This window comes from Agrococcus sp. ProA11 (assembly GCF_039880525.1).
Lineage (GTDB): Bacteria > Actinomycetota > Actinomycetes > Actinomycetales > Microbacteriaceae > Agrococcus > Agrococcus chionoecetis.
Window position 1 is genome coordinate 1,073,220 of record NZ_CP156989.1, and the last position, 16,288, is coordinate 1,089,507.

Annotated in this window: 13 protein-coding genes; 7 read left to right on the forward strand and 6 right to left on the reverse strand. The window is 72.6% G+C overall.

The window, feature by feature from the left end; all coding sequences use genetic code 11:
• The first annotated feature begins 28 nt into the window (after positions 1-28).
• The gene (gene glgP, locus ABG090_RS05135) at positions 29-2,566 is read left to right on the forward strand and encodes an alpha-glucan family phosphorylase (RefSeq protein WP_347757018.1); all 2,538 of its coding nucleotides are present in this window, start codon (positions 29-31) and stop codon (positions 2,564-2,566) included.
• A 5-nt stretch (positions 2,567-2,571) separates the two neighbouring features.
• Here the strand turns inward: glgP and glgX are convergent, their stop codons facing one another.
• Entirely contained in the window at positions 2,572-4,695 is a 2,124-nt protein-coding gene (gene glgX / locus ABG090_RS05140; protein WP_347757020.1) for a glycogen debranching protein GlgX, read from the reverse strand.
• A 20-nt stretch (positions 4,696-4,715) separates the two neighbouring features.
• On the opposite strand from glgX, the gene ABG090_RS05145 reads away from it, so the two are divergent.
• Positions 4,716-5,873, forward strand: a complete 1,158-nt coding sequence (locus tag ABG090_RS05145) for an aminotransferase class V-fold PLP-dependent enzyme (RefSeq protein ID WP_347757022.1) — start codon at positions 4,716-4,718, stop codon at positions 5,871-5,873.
• A gap of 179 nt (positions 5,874-6,052) precedes the next feature.
• Here ABG090_RS05145 and ABG090_RS05150 read toward each other — a convergent pair whose 3' ends face one another.
• Both ABG090_RS05150 and ABG090_RS05155 read right to left on the reverse strand, forming a co-directional pair.
• A complete protein-coding gene (locus ABG090_RS05150; RefSeq protein WP_347757024.1) occupies positions 6,053-6,628 on the reverse strand; it encodes a hypothetical protein in 576 nt (191 codons plus the stop codon).
• On the reverse strand, positions 6,625-7,401 hold the full coding sequence (locus tag ABG090_RS05155) for a glycosyltransferase family 2 protein (protein ID WP_347757026.1): 777 nt from the start codon (positions 7,399-7,401) through the stop codon (positions 6,625-6,627). The genes ABG090_RS05150 and ABG090_RS05155 overlap by 4 nt, the downstream gene beginning before the upstream one ends.
• Before the next feature lie 72 nt (positions 7,402-7,473).
• Between ABG090_RS05155 and mnmA the strand changes: the two genes are divergently transcribed.
• On the forward strand, positions 7,474-8,595 hold the full coding sequence (gene mnmA / locus ABG090_RS05160; protein WP_347757028.1) for a tRNA 2-thiouridine(34) synthase MnmA: 1,122 nt from the start codon (positions 7,474-7,476) through the stop codon (positions 8,593-8,595).
• Between the two features lie 15 nt (positions 8,596-8,610).
• Here mnmA and ABG090_RS05165 read toward each other — a convergent pair whose 3' ends face one another.
• Both ABG090_RS05165 and ABG090_RS05170 read right to left on the reverse strand, forming a co-directional pair.
• Entirely contained in the window at positions 8,611-9,150 is a 540-nt protein-coding gene (locus ABG090_RS05165) for a hypothetical protein (protein ID WP_347757030.1), read from the reverse strand.
• Positions 9,151-9,176: 26 nt separating this feature from the next.
• Positions 9,177-9,584 carry a DUF4383 domain-containing protein gene (locus ABG090_RS05170; RefSeq protein ID WP_347757032.1) on the reverse strand — a complete coding sequence of 136 codons (408 nt, stop codon included), beginning with the start codon at positions 9,582-9,584 and terminating at the stop codon, positions 9,177-9,179.
• Positions 9,585-9,814: 230 nt separating this feature from the next.
• Here ABG090_RS05170 and ligA point away from each other — a divergent pair, with 230 nt between their 5' ends.
• The 4 genes from ligA (at position 9,815) to ABG090_RS05190 (ending at position 15,201) form a co-directional block, all read left to right on the forward strand.
• Positions 9,815-12,157: an NAD-dependent DNA ligase LigA gene (ligA, locus tag ABG090_RS05175; RefSeq protein ID WP_347757496.1), complete on the forward strand. Its 2,343-nt coding sequence runs from the start codon at positions 9,815-9,817 to the stop codon at positions 12,155-12,157.
• A gap of 16 nt (positions 12,158-12,173) precedes the next feature.
• A complete protein-coding gene (locus tag ABG090_RS05180; RefSeq protein ID WP_347757034.1) occupies positions 12,174-13,313 on the forward strand; it encodes an AAA family ATPase in 1,140 nt (379 codons plus the stop codon).
• 35 nt (positions 13,314-13,348) lie between these two features.
• On the forward strand, positions 13,349-14,302 hold the full coding sequence (locus ABG090_RS05185) for a hypothetical protein (RefSeq protein WP_347757036.1): 954 nt from the start codon (positions 13,349-13,351) through the stop codon (positions 14,300-14,302).
• A 227-nt stretch (positions 14,303-14,529) separates the two neighbouring features.
• Positions 14,530-15,201 (forward strand): alpha/beta fold hydrolase, encoded by a 672-nt coding sequence (locus ABG090_RS05190; protein ID WP_347757038.1) that lies wholly within the window; start codon positions 14,530-14,532, stop codon positions 15,199-15,201.
• A 13-nt stretch (positions 15,202-15,214) separates the two neighbouring features.
• Here the strand turns inward: ABG090_RS05190 and ABG090_RS05195 are convergent, their stop codons facing one another.
• Entirely contained in the window at positions 15,215-16,261 is a 1,047-nt protein-coding gene (locus tag ABG090_RS05195) for an Rv2578c family radical SAM protein (RefSeq protein WP_347757040.1), read from the reverse strand.
• Positions 16,262-16,288 lie beyond the last annotated feature (27 nt).

Genomic DNA, 16,288 nt, shown 5'->3' on the forward strand with positions numbered 1-16,288 from the left:
CCAGGGCCCGCCGCTAGGCTGATCGAGTGTGAGAGCGATTCGGAAGTTCACCGTCCGCACGTCCCTGCCTGAGCGGCTGCTCCGGCTCAACATGATCGCGTCGAACCTGCGCTGGTCCTGGCACGAGCCGACCAGAGAGCTCTTCCGCGAGATCTCGCTCGAGGGGTGGCGCGCGACCGGCCACGATCCCGTGCAGCTGCTCGGCTGGGTGGGCACCGACCGGCTCGCCGAGCTCGCCGACGACGACGAGTTCGTCGCGCGCGTCGACCGCATCGCCGACGACCTGGAGGACTACCTGTCGCAGGCGCGCTGGTACCAGTCGCTGGAGGACGCACCGGAGTCGATCGCCTACTTCTCGCCGGAGTTCGGCATCACGAGCGCGCTGCCGCAGTACTCCGGCGGTCTCGGCATCCTCGCCGGCGATCACCTGAAGGCCGCGAGCGACCTCGGCGTGCCCATCGTCGGCGTTGGGCTGTTCTACCAGGCCGGATACTTCAAGCAGGCGATCTCCCGCGAGGGCTGGCAGCAGGAGACCTACCCGGTGCTGGATCCCGACGGGCTGCCGCTCGCGATCCTGCGTCGCCCCGACGGCACGCACGCGACCGTGGCGATCGCCTTGCCGCAGGGCCGCACGCTGCACGCCCGCATCTGGCAGGCGACCATCGGTCGCGTGCCGCTGCTGCTGCTCGACACGAACATCCACGAGAACGAGAGCGACCTGCGCGGCGTCGCCGACCGGCTCTATGGCGGCGGGGGCGAGCACCGGCTGCAGCAGGAGCTGCTGCTGGGCATCGGCGGCGTCCGTGCGCTGGCCGTGCACGCCGAGCTCACGGGCGCGCCGGCGCCCGCCGTCTACCACTCCAACGAGGGCCACGCCGGCTTCCTCGGCATCGAGCGCATCTCGCGGCTGATCGCCGACGGGCTGTCCTTCGACGAGGCGCTGCAGGTGGTGCGCGCCGGCACGGTCTTCACGACCCACACGCCCGTGCCTGCGGGCATCGACCGCTTCGACATCGGGCTCGTGCGTCGCCACCTGACCGACGAGCTCGTCCCGGGCGTCGACGTCGAGCGGGTGCTCGAGCTCGGCCGTGAGGACGACCCCGGCATCTTCAACATGGCGCAGCTCGGCTTCTCGCTCGCGCAGCGCGCCAACGGCGTCTCGAAGCTGCACGGCCGCGTGTCGCGAGGCATGTTCCAGAGCCGGTGGCCCGGCTTCGACGCCGCCGAGGTGCCCATCACCTCCGTCACCAACGGCGTGCACGCGCCCACCTGGACCTCGCCCATCCTCAAGCACCTGGCGGAGCGCGAGCTCGGCACGCTCGACACCACGCGCTGCGACTGGGCGTCGGACGCGATCTCGGACGAGACGCTGTGGTCGGTGCGGCGCGAGATGCGCGCAGCGCTGGTCGCAGAGGCGCGCGAGCGCACCCGCCGCAAGCACGAGCGGAACGAGGGCGTGGCTCCGGCCTGGATCGACGGCATCCTCGACCCGGATGTGCTGACGATCGGGTTCGCGCGGCGCGTGCCCACCTACAAGCGGCTCACGCTCATGCTCCACGACCGCGAGCGGCTGCGGAGCCTCCTGACGCACCCCGAGCGGCCCGTGCAGCTCGTGATCGCCGGGAAGTCGCACCCGGCCGACGAAGCGGGCAAGGCGCTCATCCAGGAGCTCGTCCGCTTCTCGCAGGAGCCGGACGTGCGCGGCCGCATCGTCTTCCTCGAGAACTACGACATCTCGATGGCGAAGTCGCTGTACCCCGGATGCGACGTGTGGCTCAACAACCCGCTGCGTCCGCTCGAGGCGTGCGGCACCTCCGGCATGAAGGCGGCGCTCAACGGCTCGCTCAACCTCTCCATCCTCGATGGTTGGTGGGAGGAGTACTTCGATGGCCAGAACGGCTGGGCGATCCCCTCGGCGCACGAGCACATGGATGCCGAGCAGCGCGATGCCGTGGAGGCGAACGCCCTCTACGAGCTGATCGAGCACCAGGTGGCGCCGCGCTTCTACGAGCGCGACGAGCAGGGCCTGCCGCAGGCGTGGCTCGCCTCCATCCGCCACACGCTCGCGACGCTCAGCCCGGGCCTCTCCGCCGAGCGCATGCTGGCCGAGTACGTCGACCGGCTCTACGCGCCTGCGGCGAAGGCCGCGCGGTTCGCCGCCGCCGACGATGCACGAGCGGGCCGGGCCTTCGCCGAGTGGACCCGTCGCATCCGTGGCGCGTTCGGGCAGGTCGCGGTCAAGCACGTCGAGGCCGACGGCGTCGATGTGCCCCCGGTGGTCGGCGACGAGGTGCGCGTGCGCGCCTTCGTCGAGCTGGGGGAGCTGCGGCCGGATGACGTCAAGGTCGAGGTGGTCGCGGGCTCGATCACCGAGGAAGGCGAGCTGCGCCGCCGGCGCCGCTTCCCGCTCGCACCCGTAAGCGCGGAGGGCGCGGTGCACCGCTTCGAGCTGGCGCTCGACATGCCGAGCGCCGGGACCTTCGGCTACACCGTGCGGGTCGTGCCGCAGCACGACATGCTCGCCTCGGACGCCGAGCTGGGCCTCGTGACCTACGCGACCGCGTAAGCAGGTCAGCCGAGCGGCTGATCCGTCGGCGCCGGCGGCGACGAGGGTGCGCGCAGGCGCATCACCGTCGCCTCGGGCAGCCCGGTCGCGGGCACGCCGTGCATGGCGTAGACGCGCATGCTCATCGCGGCGAGCGGGACGCGGTCGCCCGGCAGCACGCGCTCATCGTCGTGGTGGTCGGCGGCGGAGTCCCACAGGAGCTCGAGCGCTGTCGCCCCATCCGGGGCCGGCGTCCTGATGAGCGCGTCGCGCGGCGAGCCGTGGAAGATGACCAGCACGCGCGAGTAGGGCTCGTCGATGGGGGTCGACTCGGCCACCAGCTGCAGCGTGCGGTCGAGCGAGTGATCCCAGTCGTCGATCGTCATGCGGTCGCCGTCGGCGTTGTACCAGTCCAGGCGCGAGGAGCCGGCGACGCGCTGATCCGATTGCCCGTACTCGAGCGGGCGCAGCGCCGGGTGGTCGCGGCGCAGCTGCAGCAGCCGCTTGGTCTGCGCGAAGAAGGTGTGCTGCCAGTCCCTGCGATCCCAGCGCATCCAGGTCAGCGCGGAATCCTGGCAGTAGGCGTTGTTGTTGCCGCGCTGGCTGCGGCCGAACTCGTCGCCCATGGTGAGCATCGGCACGCCGGCGGAGACGAGCAGCGTGCCGAGCACGTTGCGCATCGACTTGCGCCGGTCGAGCTGCACGGCGGCATCCTCACTGCGCCCCTCGATGCCGTGGTTGTACGAGCGGTTGTCGTCGGCGCCGTCCCGGTTCTCCTCGCCGTTCGCGTCGTTGTGCTTCTGGTCGTAGCGCGTGAGGTCGGTGAGCGTGAAGCCGTCGTGGGCGGTGATGAAGTTGACGCTCTCGAGCGGGCCGCGGGCGGAGTCGAACAGCCCCGCGGAGCCCGAGACGGCGTGGGCGAGCGGCCCGACCCCCGTGGATCCTCCGCCGCCGTGCCGGAAGGAGCGGTAGTCGCCCAGCCAGAACTGGCGCACCGTGTCGCGGTAGCGGTCGTTCCACTCGCCGTAGCCGGCCGGGAAGCGACCGGTCTGCCAGCCATCGGGTCCCACGTCCCACGGCTCGGCGATCATGGTCGCCGACTGCAGCAGCGGATCATCCAGCATGCTGCGCAGCAGCGGATGCTCGGGATCGTAGGCGCCGTCGGCGTTGCGGCCCAGCACGGGTGCCAGGTCGAAGCGGAAGCCGTCGACCTGCATGTCGTGGTGCCAGTAGCGCAGCGAGTCGAGCACGAGCTCCTGCGCGGCCGGCACCGAGAAGTCGACCGTGTTGCCGCAGCCGGTGTAGTCGATGTAATGGCCGCTCTCGCCGACGCGGTAGTACGAGGCGTTGTCGATCAGGCGCAGGCTCGAGGGCGGCCCGCCCATGCCCTCCTCGGCGGTGTGGTTGTAGACCACGTCGAGGAAGACCTGCAGCCCGGCCTCGTGCAGCAGCCGCACCATGCCCTTGACCTCGCGCAGCACGCCGCCCGTGCCGTCGAACTGCGCCCGGCGCGAGGCGTAGGCGCTGTGGGGCGCGAACCAGTTGAGCGTGTTGTAGCCCCAGTAGTTCACGCGGCCCTGCTGCAGCAGGCGCTGCTCGGAGACGAAGAGGTGGATCGGCAGCAGCTGCACGGTCGTGACGCCGAGATCCTGCAGGTACGCGATCGTGGAGGGATGCGCGAGGCCGGCGTAGGTGCCGCGCAGCTCGGCCGGCAGGTGCGGATTGAGCTTCGTGAGCCCCTTCACGTGCGCCTCGTAGATGACCTGCTGCTGGATCGGCACATGCGGCCTGGCGACCCCGCCCCAGTCGAACGTGGGGTCGATCACGGTCGCCCGGTACTGCCCGTGCGGCGTGCGCACGATGCCGCGCGCATGCGGCGGGATGGCGTTGCGATGCGGATCGAAGGCGTGACCGACGCCGTGCGGCCCGTCGACACCGATCGCATACGGCGTGCCGACCTGCAGCAGCTCGGTCTCGAGCGAGAAGTCTTCCCCCACGCGATCCATGGGCAGCCGGTGCAGCAGCCAGTCGGGATCGTCGCGATCGAAGATGCGCAGCTCCATCGAGGTGGCGTTCGCCGACCAGACGGTGAGCCGATGGCCGTCGGCCGTGCGTTCGACGCCTCGCGCCCGACTCAACAGCTGCACCATGCGCTCTAGGGTAAGGGAGCGTGCACCTCTTCGATCACGCCGCGGCCACGCCCATGCGCGATTCGGTGCGCGCCGCGCTCGCGGCAGCCGAGCCGCTGGCGAATCCGGCGTCCACGCATCGCGAGGGCCAGCGGGCACTGGCCGTGCTCGAGGATGCGCGGGAGCGGCTCGCCGCGGCGCTCGGGGCCCACCCCACGGAGCTCGTCTTCACCTCCGGTGGCACCGAATCCATCAACCTCGCGCTCAAGGGCGCCTGGTGGGCGGCGGCCGACGCAGCGGGCGGGGCCAAGCCCGGCCCGATCGTCGTGCCGGTCGCCGAGCACCACGCGACGCTCGACGCGGTCGAGTGGCTGGAGGGGCAGGGAGCCGAGCTGCGCTGGGTCGGGGTGGACGCGCACGCGGTGACGGACGCCGAGGCCTTCGCGGCGGCGCTCGACGGCGCTGGCGGCGACGGCTCGAGCACGGCGTCGGTCGCCACCATGCTGGTCGCCAGCAACGAAGTGGGCTCGATGCAGCCGATCGCCCTGGCCTCGGATGCCGCGGCGCGGGCCGGCGTGCCGCTGCACCTGGACGCCGTCGGCGCCTTCGGGCACGTGCCGCTGCGATTCGCCGAGACGGGCGCGTCGCTCATGAGCGTCGCGAGTCACAAGCTCGGTGGGCCGCACGGGGTCGGCGCGCTCGTCGTGCGGCGCGACGCGCGGCTGCAGGCGCTGCACCACGGCGGCGGCCAGCAGCGCGGCCTGCGCTCGGGCACGCAGGATGCGCTCGGAGCATCGCTGTTCGCGCTGGCAGCCGAGGAGGCGCTCGCGGAGCTCGCCGCGGAGTCGGTGCGGCTGGCGGCGCTCACCGACCGCATCCTCGCCGCCGTCGCCGCGCTGCCCGGCGTGCGGCTGCTCGCGCCCGAGGAGCGGCTGCCGAACATCGCGCATCTGGTCGTCGAGGGGGCCGAGGGGGAGTCGCTGCAGTTCCTGCTCGACGATGCCGGATTCGCGGTCTCGAACGGCTCGGCGTGCTCCGCGGGGGTGGCGCGCGAGTCGCACGTCGTGCGAGCCTGCGGCTTCGACGGCGTCGCCCCGCTGCGGCTCTCACTCGGGCGCACGACGACCGAGGCCGACGTCACAGCGCTGCTGGCCGCGCTGCCGCCGGCGATCGCACGTGCCCGCGCGCTCGCCCGCTGACCCGCCCGCCCGCCCACCCACTCCCGCCCACTCCCGCCCGCCCGCCCCGCCCGCCCCACCCCATCCGGGGCTCGCGTGTCAGGTTGTTGCAGCGATCTGGCCTCAGCAGTGCAACAACCTGACACGCGATCGATGCGACCGCGCGCGCAGCGCCAGGCGCGACGCGGCGGCGCGAGCGCTCAGCGGCGACGGCGGGCGGCGAGCTCGACGGCGGTCGCGGCGACGATCGCGCCAGCCAGATCGGCGGCGAGGTCGAGCATCGTGTCCTCGTAGCCGACCCGGATGTCGACGGTGATGAGCGCGTGGCCGGCCCACTCGCCCAGCTCCCACAGGAAGCCGAGCAGCAGCACCGCGGTGCTCGTGTGCAGCGCCCGCGCCGTCGCCGCGCGCCGGTCATCGGCGTGCGGCAGCAGCCGCGCCTGCAGCAGCAGCTCGCGTGTCAGCAGCGCGAGCACCGCGCCGCTCGCAAAGTGCGTCAGCGTATCGAGCCAGGGAACGATCTCGAACGTGCCCAGCGCCGCGAACCACGCGCCACCGAGCAGCACGGCCTGGCCGACGACGTCGGTGGCCACCGGCATCCGCGCGAACCGCAGCGCCATCGCGCCGCCGAGCGCGAGCAGCATCGCCGCAGCTGCGGGCGCGCCAGCGGCCACCCAGACCAGCGGCACGGATGCGGCGACCACGACGCGCAGGGCGTCGCCGATCATCCATCGCCCCTGCGAGGCGAGCCAGCCCTCCGGTGCCGCTGCGCTCACGAGCGCACGCGCCGCAGATCGGGCCCGCCGGCACGGCGCACCCATCGGTGGCCGGCCGAGCCGTCGGCAGCCCAGTTGCGGCGGAAGGTGCGCATCGCGATCGACACGCGCTCGCGTGCCGCGCGTCGACTGTGGAAGAAGCGCCCCTCGGCGCCGACGCGCAGCCGGGAGTCGAAGCGCAGCCGGGCGCGCGGTCCCAGCTGCATGGCCAGGTCGAGGTCGTCGTGCACGCCGGGATCCGAGCGCTCGACGCGGTCCGCGACCCGCAGCCATGCGGAGCGTCGCAGCGCCATGTTCGAGCCCCACAGCGGTACGTTCGCCATCGCCGCCCCGCCGCCGACGAAGGTGCCGAGCGCATAGAAGGCGCTCGCGATGCCCGACCACTGACTGGGCAGGTCGTGGAAGCGCCCGGGACCCGTGAGTCCCTCCAGCTCGGGATCGGCGTCGAACGCGTTGCGGATGCGCTCGATCCAGTCCACCGGCAGCACGGTGTCGGCGTCGCAGCGAGCGATCACGTCGCCGGTCGCGGCATCGTAGCCTCGTGCGGCCGCGGCCGGGATGCCGCGCTGCGACTCCGCCACGACGCGCGCTCCCGCTGCCAGTGCGACCGCAGCCGAGTCGTCGCTGGAGCCGTTGTCGACCACGATCAGCTCGTCGGGTGCCACCGTCTGGGACGCGAGGTGCTCGAGGCAGCGGCGCAGCGCGACGGCGTCGTCGCGCACGGGGATGACGACCGACAGGCGCAGGCGCTCGGACGCGCGCGGAGCATTCACCCCGGCAGTTTCCCATGCGCGACGCCGACTGCGGGCAGGCTCGCTACCCTGGTTCGGGCGAGAGGGGGAGCCATGAAGGTGCTGGCAGCCATGTCGGGCGGCGTCGACTCGGCCGTCGCGGCCGCGCGCGCCGTCGACGCCGGGCACGAGGTGGTCGGCGTGCACCTGGCGCTCAGCCGCATGCCCGGCACCCTTCGCACCGGCAGCCGCGGCTGCTGCACGGTCGAGGACGCGATGGATGCGCGCCGCGTGGCCGACAGGATCGGCATTCCCTTCTACGTCTGGGACTTCTCGGAGCGCTTCCACGCGGATGTGGTGCAGGACTTCGTCGACGAGTATGCGGCGGGTCGCACGCCGAACCCGTGCCTGCGCTGCAACGAGAAGATCAAGTTCGAGGCGCTGCTCGACCGGGCCATCGGGCTCGGATTCGACCGCGTCGTCACGGGTCACTACGCGCGCGTCGAGCACACCGACTCGGGCCCGGAGCTGCACCGCGCCGCGGATTGGGCGAAGGACCAGTCGTACGTGCTCGGCGTGCTCACGGCCGAGCAGCTCGCCCACTGCTGGTTCCCGCTCGCGTCGACGCCCACCAAGGCCGAGGTGCGCGCCGAGGCCGCCGAGCGCGGCTTCCTGCTGGCGCAGAAGCCCGACAGCCATGACATCTGCTTCATCCCGGACGGCGACACCCGCGGCTTCCTCGCCGAGCGGCTCGGTTCCGATCCCGGCGAGATCGTCGACCGCGAGGGCGCCGTCGTCGGCCGTCACGAGGGCGTGCACGGCTACACCGTCGGCCAGCGCCGAGGGATGTCGCTCGGCGTCCCCTCGCCCGACGGCCGCCCTCGCTTCGTGCTCGAGGTGAAGCCGGCGACGCGCCAGCTGGTCGTCGGGCCGAAGGAGGCGCTCGCGGTGTCGCGGCTGGCCGGCAGCCGCATCTCGTACGCCGGCGCACCGCATCCCGGGCTCGTCGACGGGCTCGACGTCGAGGTGCAGATCCGCGCCCACGCCGACCCCGAGCCCGCGCGAGCCCACATGGACGGCGACGAGCTCGTCATCACGGCAGCGGAACCGCTCACGGGCGTGGCGACCGGCCAGTCTGCGGTGCTCTACGTCGGCACTCGCGTGCTGGGGCAGGTCACGATCGACCGGACGGTCTCGGCCGACGTGGCAGCCGCGCCCGCGGGCGCCGGTCGCTGACCCGGAGGCCGCGCCTCAGTGGTCGCCGTGCTCGTCGAGCAGTGATTCGTCGAGCACCGGCAGGTCGCTGGCGGGCGCATCGCCATCGTGGACGGCGCCATGCTCGCCGTGCGGCACCGCGAACCGGCCGGCCTCCGTGCCGGCGAGTGACGCGGTGGCGACGGCCGCCACGACCGCGGCCGAGGCGAGCAGCGAGAGCACGGCGGGCAGCGCGCTCGGCTCTGCGGTGGTGCGCGCCTGTCGGCTGAGCAGCACGGCGGCGACGAGCGCGAGCCCTGTCTCGCCCAGCATCGGCCCGAGCGGCAGGCCGCCGATCTGCCCGATGGGTGCGACGAGTGTGCCGACCCAGACGAGCGTCGGGATCGCGAACACCGCCAGCACCGCCGTTGTGGCGAGCCGCTTGCCCCGCAGGGCGAGCACGGAGATGATCGCCTGTGCGACTCCCGCGACCAGCAGCGGCACGGCCAGCCATGGTGCACCGACCGACAGCGTGGGACCGGCGCCCACCGCAAGTGCGATGAGCGCCGATCCGAGCGCCGTGACGGATCCTGTCATCCGTAGCAGCGCAGCCATGCTGTGTCCTAGACCGCGTGGCGCGTGGTCGTCGTGCGGTCGAGCGCCAGGCCGGTGCCGAGCAGCACGATCGCCGAGGCGAGGTGGAGGATGTGGTCGGCGGTGTTGAGCGCCAGGATGTTGAGCGCCGTGCCGACGAGGAAGAAGCCGACGATGCCGAGCAGCAGGTAGACGGCGCCGACCGTGACGTTCGTGCCCTTCGCCGCCGGGGTGCTGCGCAGACCGGCGATCAGCAGGGCGGCGCCGATGGCGAGGTGGGCGATGTTGTGCAGGTGGTTGACCTGGAAGATGCCGAGCAGCAGACCGCCGTCGGGGCCGGCGAAGTTGCCGCCCGCGACGAAGAGGCCGAGCACGCCCACCAGCAGGTAGACGGCGCCGAAGATGGTGGCGACGAGACGGTTCGGGGACTGAGTCATGATTTCTCTCTCTGTTGTGGCTGTGCATTGCCAACGTGCCGCTGTGGCACGCGCTGTGTCTTGCAAGGTTCGGAGCGTAGCGTCGGACGGATTGGGGGAACCTGGACGTCGACCCGAGCCCTCGACTGCCGCCGCGCGCGGCCGCGACCCGCGCTCACATCCAACGCGTCGGTCGTCGGTGGAAAGATGGGCGCATGGCGAGCCATGAGGCCACGAAGGCCACCGACGCGATGACGCCGGTCGAACCCACCGCATCCACCGACCTCGGCGCGGCGAATGCCCGCGCGCAGGACCTGCGCGCGCAGATCGAAGCGGCAGCGACGGCCTACTACGACCGCGATGCGTCGATCATCGACGACGCGGCGTACGACGCCATGGTGCAGGAGCTGGATGCGCTCGAGCGCGAGCACCCGGAGCTGCAGAGTCAGGACTCGCCGACGCAGGCGGTGCAGGGCGGCGCCTCGAGTGGCCTGCCGACGATCGAGCACGCCGAGCGCATGCTGAGCCTCGACAACGTCTTCTCGGTCGAGGAGCTGCGCGAGTGGTGCGCGAAGGCCGAGGCGGCATCCGGGCGCACGGTGGCGTGGCTGACCGAGCTGAAGATCGACGGGCTGGCCGTAGCGCTGCGGTACGAGCGCGGTGTGCTCACCTCTGCGGCGACGCGCGGCGACGGCCGGGTCGGCGAGATCGTCACGGCGAACGCGCTGCGGGTGGCGGGCATCCCCGAGCGGCTGCAGGGAGAGGGCCATCCCGACCTGGTGGAGGTGCGCGGCGAGGCCTTCATCCCGGTCGCCGCCTTCGAGCGGCTCAATCGTCTGCAGGAGGAGCTGCGCGATCGAGCGGTGGCGGACGCGCGCTCGCGCTGGGAGGCACGAGGCAGCAGGGGCGACTTCGACGAGGAGCTCGAGCGGCAGCGCGCCACGAACCGCTTCCCGGCCTTCGCCAACCCGCGGAACGCCGCCTCCGGCGGCCTGCGGCAGCAGCTCGAGAAGAAGCGCGGGCTCGAGCTGGAGGCGGGGGAGGCGCGCATCGAGGCGCTCGCCCTCTACGTGCATGGCGTGGGCGCGTGGGAGGACCCGCCGGTCGCGGCGCAGAGCGAGGTCTACGAGCTGCTCGCCGGCTGGGGGCTGCCGACCAGCCCGCACACGCGCGTCGAGACCACGGTCGACGGCGTCGTCGACTTCGTCGAGCACTTCCGCACGACCCGCGGTGAGGTCGAGCATCAGCTGGACGGCGTGGTCGTGAAGGTGGATGAGCTGGCGCTGCACGCGGAGCTCGGCCACACCTCGCGCGCACCGCGCTGGGCGATCGCCTTCAAGTACCCCCCGGAGGAGGTGCACACCCGGCTGCTCGACATCGTCGTCTCGGTGGGACGCACCGGCCGTGCTACCCCCTTCGCGATGATGGAGCCCGTGCACGTGGCGGGCTCGGTCGTGCGGCAGGCGACCCTCCACAACCAGGATGTGGTGCGCGCGAAGGGCGTGCTCATCGGCGACACGGTCGTGCTGCGGAAGGCGGGCGACGTGATCCCCGAGGTCCTCGGTGCCGTGGTTGAGCTGCGCGACGGCAGCGAGCGGGAGTTCGTGATGCCCGAGGCGTGCCCCGAGTGCGGCACGCCCCTCCGCCCGATGAAGGAGGGCGACATCGACCTCCGTTGCCCGAACGCGCGGTCCTGCCCGGCGCAGGTGCGCGGACGGGTCGAGCACATCGGCTCGCGCGGCGCGCTCGATGTGGAGGCGCTCGGCGAGGTGACCGCAGCCGCCCTCACGCAGCCGACCGTGCCGACGGGGCCGCCGCTCGTGACCGAGGCGCGGCTCTTCCAGCTCACGATCGACGAGCTCGTGCCCATCGAGGTCGTCGTGCGCGACGCCGAGACCGGCGAGCCGAAGCTCGACGAGGACGGCAACCCCAGCATCCGGCGGCCGTTCCAGCGCGCGGCGACGTCGGCCGAGCGGAAGGCGGGCCACGAGGGCCCCATGCCGTCGAAGCAGGCGGAGACGCTGCTGGCCGAGCTCGAGCGCGCGAAGACCAAGGATCTGTGGCGGCAGCTGGTCTCGCTGAACATCCGACACGTGGGGCCGGTCGCCGCACGCGCGCTCGCCGACTGGTTCGGCTCGCTGGAGGAGATCGAGCGGGCGACCGCGGAGCAGCTCGCGGAGGTCGAGGGCGTCGGCCCGACCATCGCCGACGCCCTGGTCGAGTGGCTCGCGGTCGACTGGCACCGCGAGATCGTGCAGACCTGGCGGGATGCGGGCGTGCGGTTCGCGACGCCCGAGCACCCCGGGCCCGGTGCGGCGGCGGAGCGCGGCGGCGTGCTCGCCGGCATCACGGTCGTCGCCACGGGCACGCTCGAGGGCTATACGCGGGAGGGCGCGCAGGAGGCGATCATGGCCGCGGGCGGCAAGGCGGCCTCGAGCGTGTCGAAGAAGACCGACTTCGTCGCGGCCGGCCCGGGTGCGGGCTCGAAGCTCGCGAAGGCGGAGACGCTCGGCATCCGGATCCTCGACGCCGAGGGGTTCCGACTGCTCGTGACCGAGGGGCCGGACGCGCTGCCCGCCGTGGAGGAGTCGTGACCGCCGAGCACCGCCCGTGATCTCGCGACTCGCGATCGCCGGCTACCGCTCGATCCGCTCGCTCGTCGTCGATCTGGCACCGCTCACGGTGGTGACCGGCGCGAACGGCTCGGGCAAGTCCAGCCTCTACCGCGCGCTCCGGCTGCTCGCCGACTGCGGGGAGGGCAGGGTCATCGGCTCGCTCGCGGGCGTCGGAGGCATCGACGCGGTGCGCTGGGCGGGCCCGGAGCAGGGCACCGCCCGCGGACAGCGCACCGAGGGCACCGTGCGGCGCGAGCCGGTGGCGCTGCGCCTCGGGGTCGCCACCGACCATCTCGGCTATGCGATCGACCTCGGGCTGCCCGTCGCGCAGCGGAGTGCGTTCGACCTCGACCCCGAGATCAAGCAGGAGCATGTGTTCGTCGGCGCCGAGCCTCGGCCGGCCGGTGTGCTAGTGGGCCGCACGCGCGGCGTCGCCCGCGTCGCGACCGACGAGGGATTCGCCGAGCTCGCGCGCGGCATGCACCCCTGGTCGTCGGTGCTGGACGAGTTCGCCGGGCACGCGCTGGCTGCGGAGCTCGCGGGCGCGCGACGGATGCTGCGCGGCTGGCGGTTCCACGATGCGCTGCGCACGGATGCGACGGCGCCGGCTCGCCAGCCGCAGGTCGCGACGCGCGCCGCCCGGCTCGACGACGACGGCGCCAACCTCGCCGCGGTGCTGCAGACCGCGATCGAATCGGGTGGGGATCGCGAGGTGCAGCGGGCGATCGACGATGCGTTCCCGGGCTCGCGGCTGCGCCTGCCGATGACCGAGGGTCGCATGCAGGTGGCGCTGGAGCAGCCGGGCATGTTGCGGCCGCTTGCGGCCACCGAGCTCTCCGACGGCACGCTGCAGTACCTGCTGCTGACCGCGGCGATGCTCTCGGCCGAGAAGCCGGAGCTCATCGTGCTGAACGAGCCGGAGCGCAGCCTGCACGCCGACCTGCTGCCGGCGCTGGCCGCGCGCATCCGCGACGCAGCAGAGACCACGCAGGTGGTCGTGGTCACGCATCAGCGCGAGCTCGCGAATGCCTTGGACGGCCTGCGCATCGAGCTCGCGAAGCGGGGCGGTGAGACGATCGCGGCCGGTCGCGAAGGGCTGCTCGACCAGCCCGCATGGCACTGGCCGAAGCGCTGACCTGGCCCTCAGCCGCGATCGGTACCGTGCCCACCATGGCTGATCGACAGGACGTCCAGACCGCATTCGGTGACCTGCTCACGATCGATGGCGGTGCGTCGCTCTCGGCGTGGAGCGACGTGTGGCCGGCGCGCGTGCATGGCGGGGCGGAGGAGGTGCACGCGGTCGTCAAGCAGACGTGGAGCAGCCCCGAGCCGCTCGAGGCCTGGCAGCGCACGCTCGTCGCCCGGGGGATCCGCACGGTGGCGCCGCTCGTGCCGCCGGTGACGGTGGGTGAGGGCGACGACGCGGAGTGCTGGGTCGCGTATCCGCGCCTCGCTGGTCGTGAGTGGGTCGGTCGAGTGTCGGCGGCGGGCACGGCGGACCTGGCTGCGGCTGGACGTCTGCTGGGCCAGATGCACGTCGCCTCCGAGGCGCTCGCGATCGACGGGTTCCCCGGCTTCGAGTGGGGCAGCGCTGAGCGCGCATCGATCGATGAGGACATCTCGGCGATCCGAGACTCGGCCGACGAGCATTGGCCCGGCGCCGACGTGTCGCACTGGGTCGCGCAGCTCGATGACTTCGCGTCGCTGCTCGAACGCGTGCGCGCTGCCGACGTGCCGCAGCTGCCCGCATCGCTCGATCACCGGGCCGCCAACCTGCTGTTCGATGCCGAGGGCGCGCTCATGCTCGACCTCGAGAACGCCGCGCTCGCGCCGCGCATCCTCGATCTCGCGGTCGCCGTGCTGCTGTTCCCGCTCGAGCACGCGGGCTCCGGCGGTAGCGCGCTCGGCAACGACGAGTGGGTGGCGTTCCGCGACGCCTACCTCGAGGCGTGCCCGCTGACGCGCCAGGAGCGCGAGCTGTGGCCCGACGCGCTCACCTACATGAAGCTCGAGTGGGGCACCTGGCACCTCACCGAGGGCGTGGAGAGCGAGCCGGAGGGCAACCTCGGCTACCTGCACGACCTCCTGACGCTCGATGAGCACGCGCGCTTTCCACTGCAGTGAGGCGAGCGCTGTGCCCGCACCGCACCGCGGCCAGTGCGACCACGTCGCGGCCACTGCGCCACCGCGACGAGACCCCTGAGCCACCGCGACGCTGCCGCTACGCCGAGCACAGGGCCGAAGTCGGCGTCGCGCGCACCGGCGCACCGCTCCTACAGTGGAGCGCATGCCTGCACACCTGAGCGCTTCGCTCGTCCCGACCTCCGCAGTTCGAGAGCGCTGAGTCGGCCGTGCATCTCGTCTTCGCCCACGGCTCGGGCCAGGTCGGCCGCGACGCGTTCCCGCAGCAGGCCACCGCGTTCCCGGACGCCGAGTTCCCCGTGCTCGCCGGGTACGGCGACGACGGGCCGACCGTGGGCGACGTGGCCGTGGCGGCGCAGTCGCTCGCGATGCGCGGCGCGGAGGCCGACGGCGTGGTCGGCGTCGGCTACGGAGGGGTCATCGCGGCGATGGCCGCGTGCATGGAGCAGCCCGCGGCGCTCGTCCTGATCGAGCCGGCGCTCTTCCAGCTCGCGCGCGGCCGGCCGGCGACGGCAGCGCTGATCGAGCGGGTCGAGCCGCTCTACCTCGATGCTGCGCGCTCCGACGAGGACTTCGGGCAGTGCCTGGTGCACGAGCTGGAGGATTGGGACCCGACAGCGCGCGTCTCGCCCGACGGGCTCCGGTGGTCGCGCCGCTCCCGGCTGCACGGCGCACCATGGCGGCATCCCATCGACACCGGGTGCCTTGCCGAGACGCCGATGCTCGTGCTCACCGGCGGCTGGCGCACCGAGTTCGAAGAGGTCGCGGCTGCGCTCGTCGAGCTCGGCGCCCAGCACGAGGTGCTGGGCGGCGACGGTCACCGCGTGACCGAGCATCCCGCGTGCTCCGAGCGCATCCGCGCCTTCGTCGAATCCGTCTGAAGGGCCGCTCGGCTCAGAACAGCGTGGGCACCGGCACGCGTTCGCTCGTGGACGGCAGCTGCCGCGCCCTCGGCGGGGGAGCGGCGAGGCCCGTGCCGCTGATCGTGCGCACGGGCGCCAGGCCGTGCTGGCGCAGCAGCGGTCGGATGCGCGCGCGCAGCCACTCGCGGTAGTCGCGACTCGCGTAGGCGCCGCGGCCGTAGATGCGCCCGTAGAGCGGCTCGAGGTGCGGATGCGCCTTCCGCAGCCACGCCAGATACCACTCGCGGGCGCCGGGCCGCAGATGCAGCGAGGTCGCGATCGCGCTCGTCGCACCCGCCTCGGCGATCGACGCGAAGGCACGCTCCAGGTGCTCGCGGGTGTCGGTGAGCCCCGGGAGCACGGGCATCGCGAACACGGAGCAGTCCAGGCCCGCGTCGCGCACGGCGCGCACGGTCTCCAGCCGAGAGCGTGTGGTCGGCGTGCCGGGCTCCACCTGCTGCTGCAGCTCATCGTCGAAGATCGCGATCGACATCGCGACCGACACCGGGACGTCGCGCGCGATCGCCGCGACCAGCGGCAGGTCGCGGCGCAGCAGCGTGCCCTTGGTGAGGATCGAGATCGACGCGCCATGGCGAGCCAGGGCCCGCAGCATGCCGGGCATCAGTCGGTATCTGCCCTCTGCCCGCTGGTACGGATCGGTGTTGGTGCCCAGCTGCACCGCGTCGACCTCGCGCCGCGGGCCCGCGAGCTCGCGCTCGAGCACCTCGACGACGTTCGCCTTCACGACGATGCGGGAGTCGAAGTCGGCACCGGCATCGAGGTCGAGGTAGGTGTGCGTGTTGCGGGCGAAGCAGTAGCGGCACGCGTGCTGGCAGCCGCGATAGGGATTGATCGTCCAGGAGCCGCCCATGAAGCCGTCGCCGGGCACCCGATTGAGCGCGCTCTTCGCGGTCACTTCGAGGAACGACGCGCCGTCGAAGCCGGGCGTCGGCCACTGCTCCAGCACGCTCGATCGCTCCTCCAGCCCCGGCAACGCATCGGCGTCGACGTGCGTTGCCGTCTGCCCTTCCCATCGCATGCATCCATTCGAACACACGTTCGATCT

Coding starts and splice junctions, on each gene's coding strand:
- glgX (WP_347757020.1), bottom strand. CDS start 4,695: ATGGTGCAGCTGTTGAGTCGGGCGCGAGGCGTCGAACGCACGGCCGAC.
- mnmA (WP_347757028.1), top strand. CDS start 7,474: ATGAAGGTGCTGGCAGCCATGTCGGGCGGCGTCGACTCGGCCGTCGCG.
- ABG090_RS05165 (WP_347757030.1), bottom strand. CDS start 9,150: ATGACAGGATCCGTCACGGCGCTCGGATCGGCGCTCATCGCACTTGCG.
- ABG090_RS05170 (WP_347757032.1), bottom strand. CDS start 9,584: ATGACTCAGTCCCCGAACCGTCTCGTCGCCACCATCTTCGGCGCCGTC.
- ligA (WP_347757496.1), top strand. CDS start 9,815: ATGACGCCGGTCGAACCCACCGCATCCACCGACCTCGGCGCGGCGAAT.
- ABG090_RS05185 (WP_347757036.1), top strand. CDS start 13,349: ATGGCTGATCGACAGGACGTCCAGACCGCATTCGGTGACCTGCTCACG.
- ABG090_RS05195 (WP_347757040.1), bottom strand. CDS start 16,261: ATGCGATGGGAAGGGCAGACGGCAACGCACGTCGACGCCGATGCGTTG.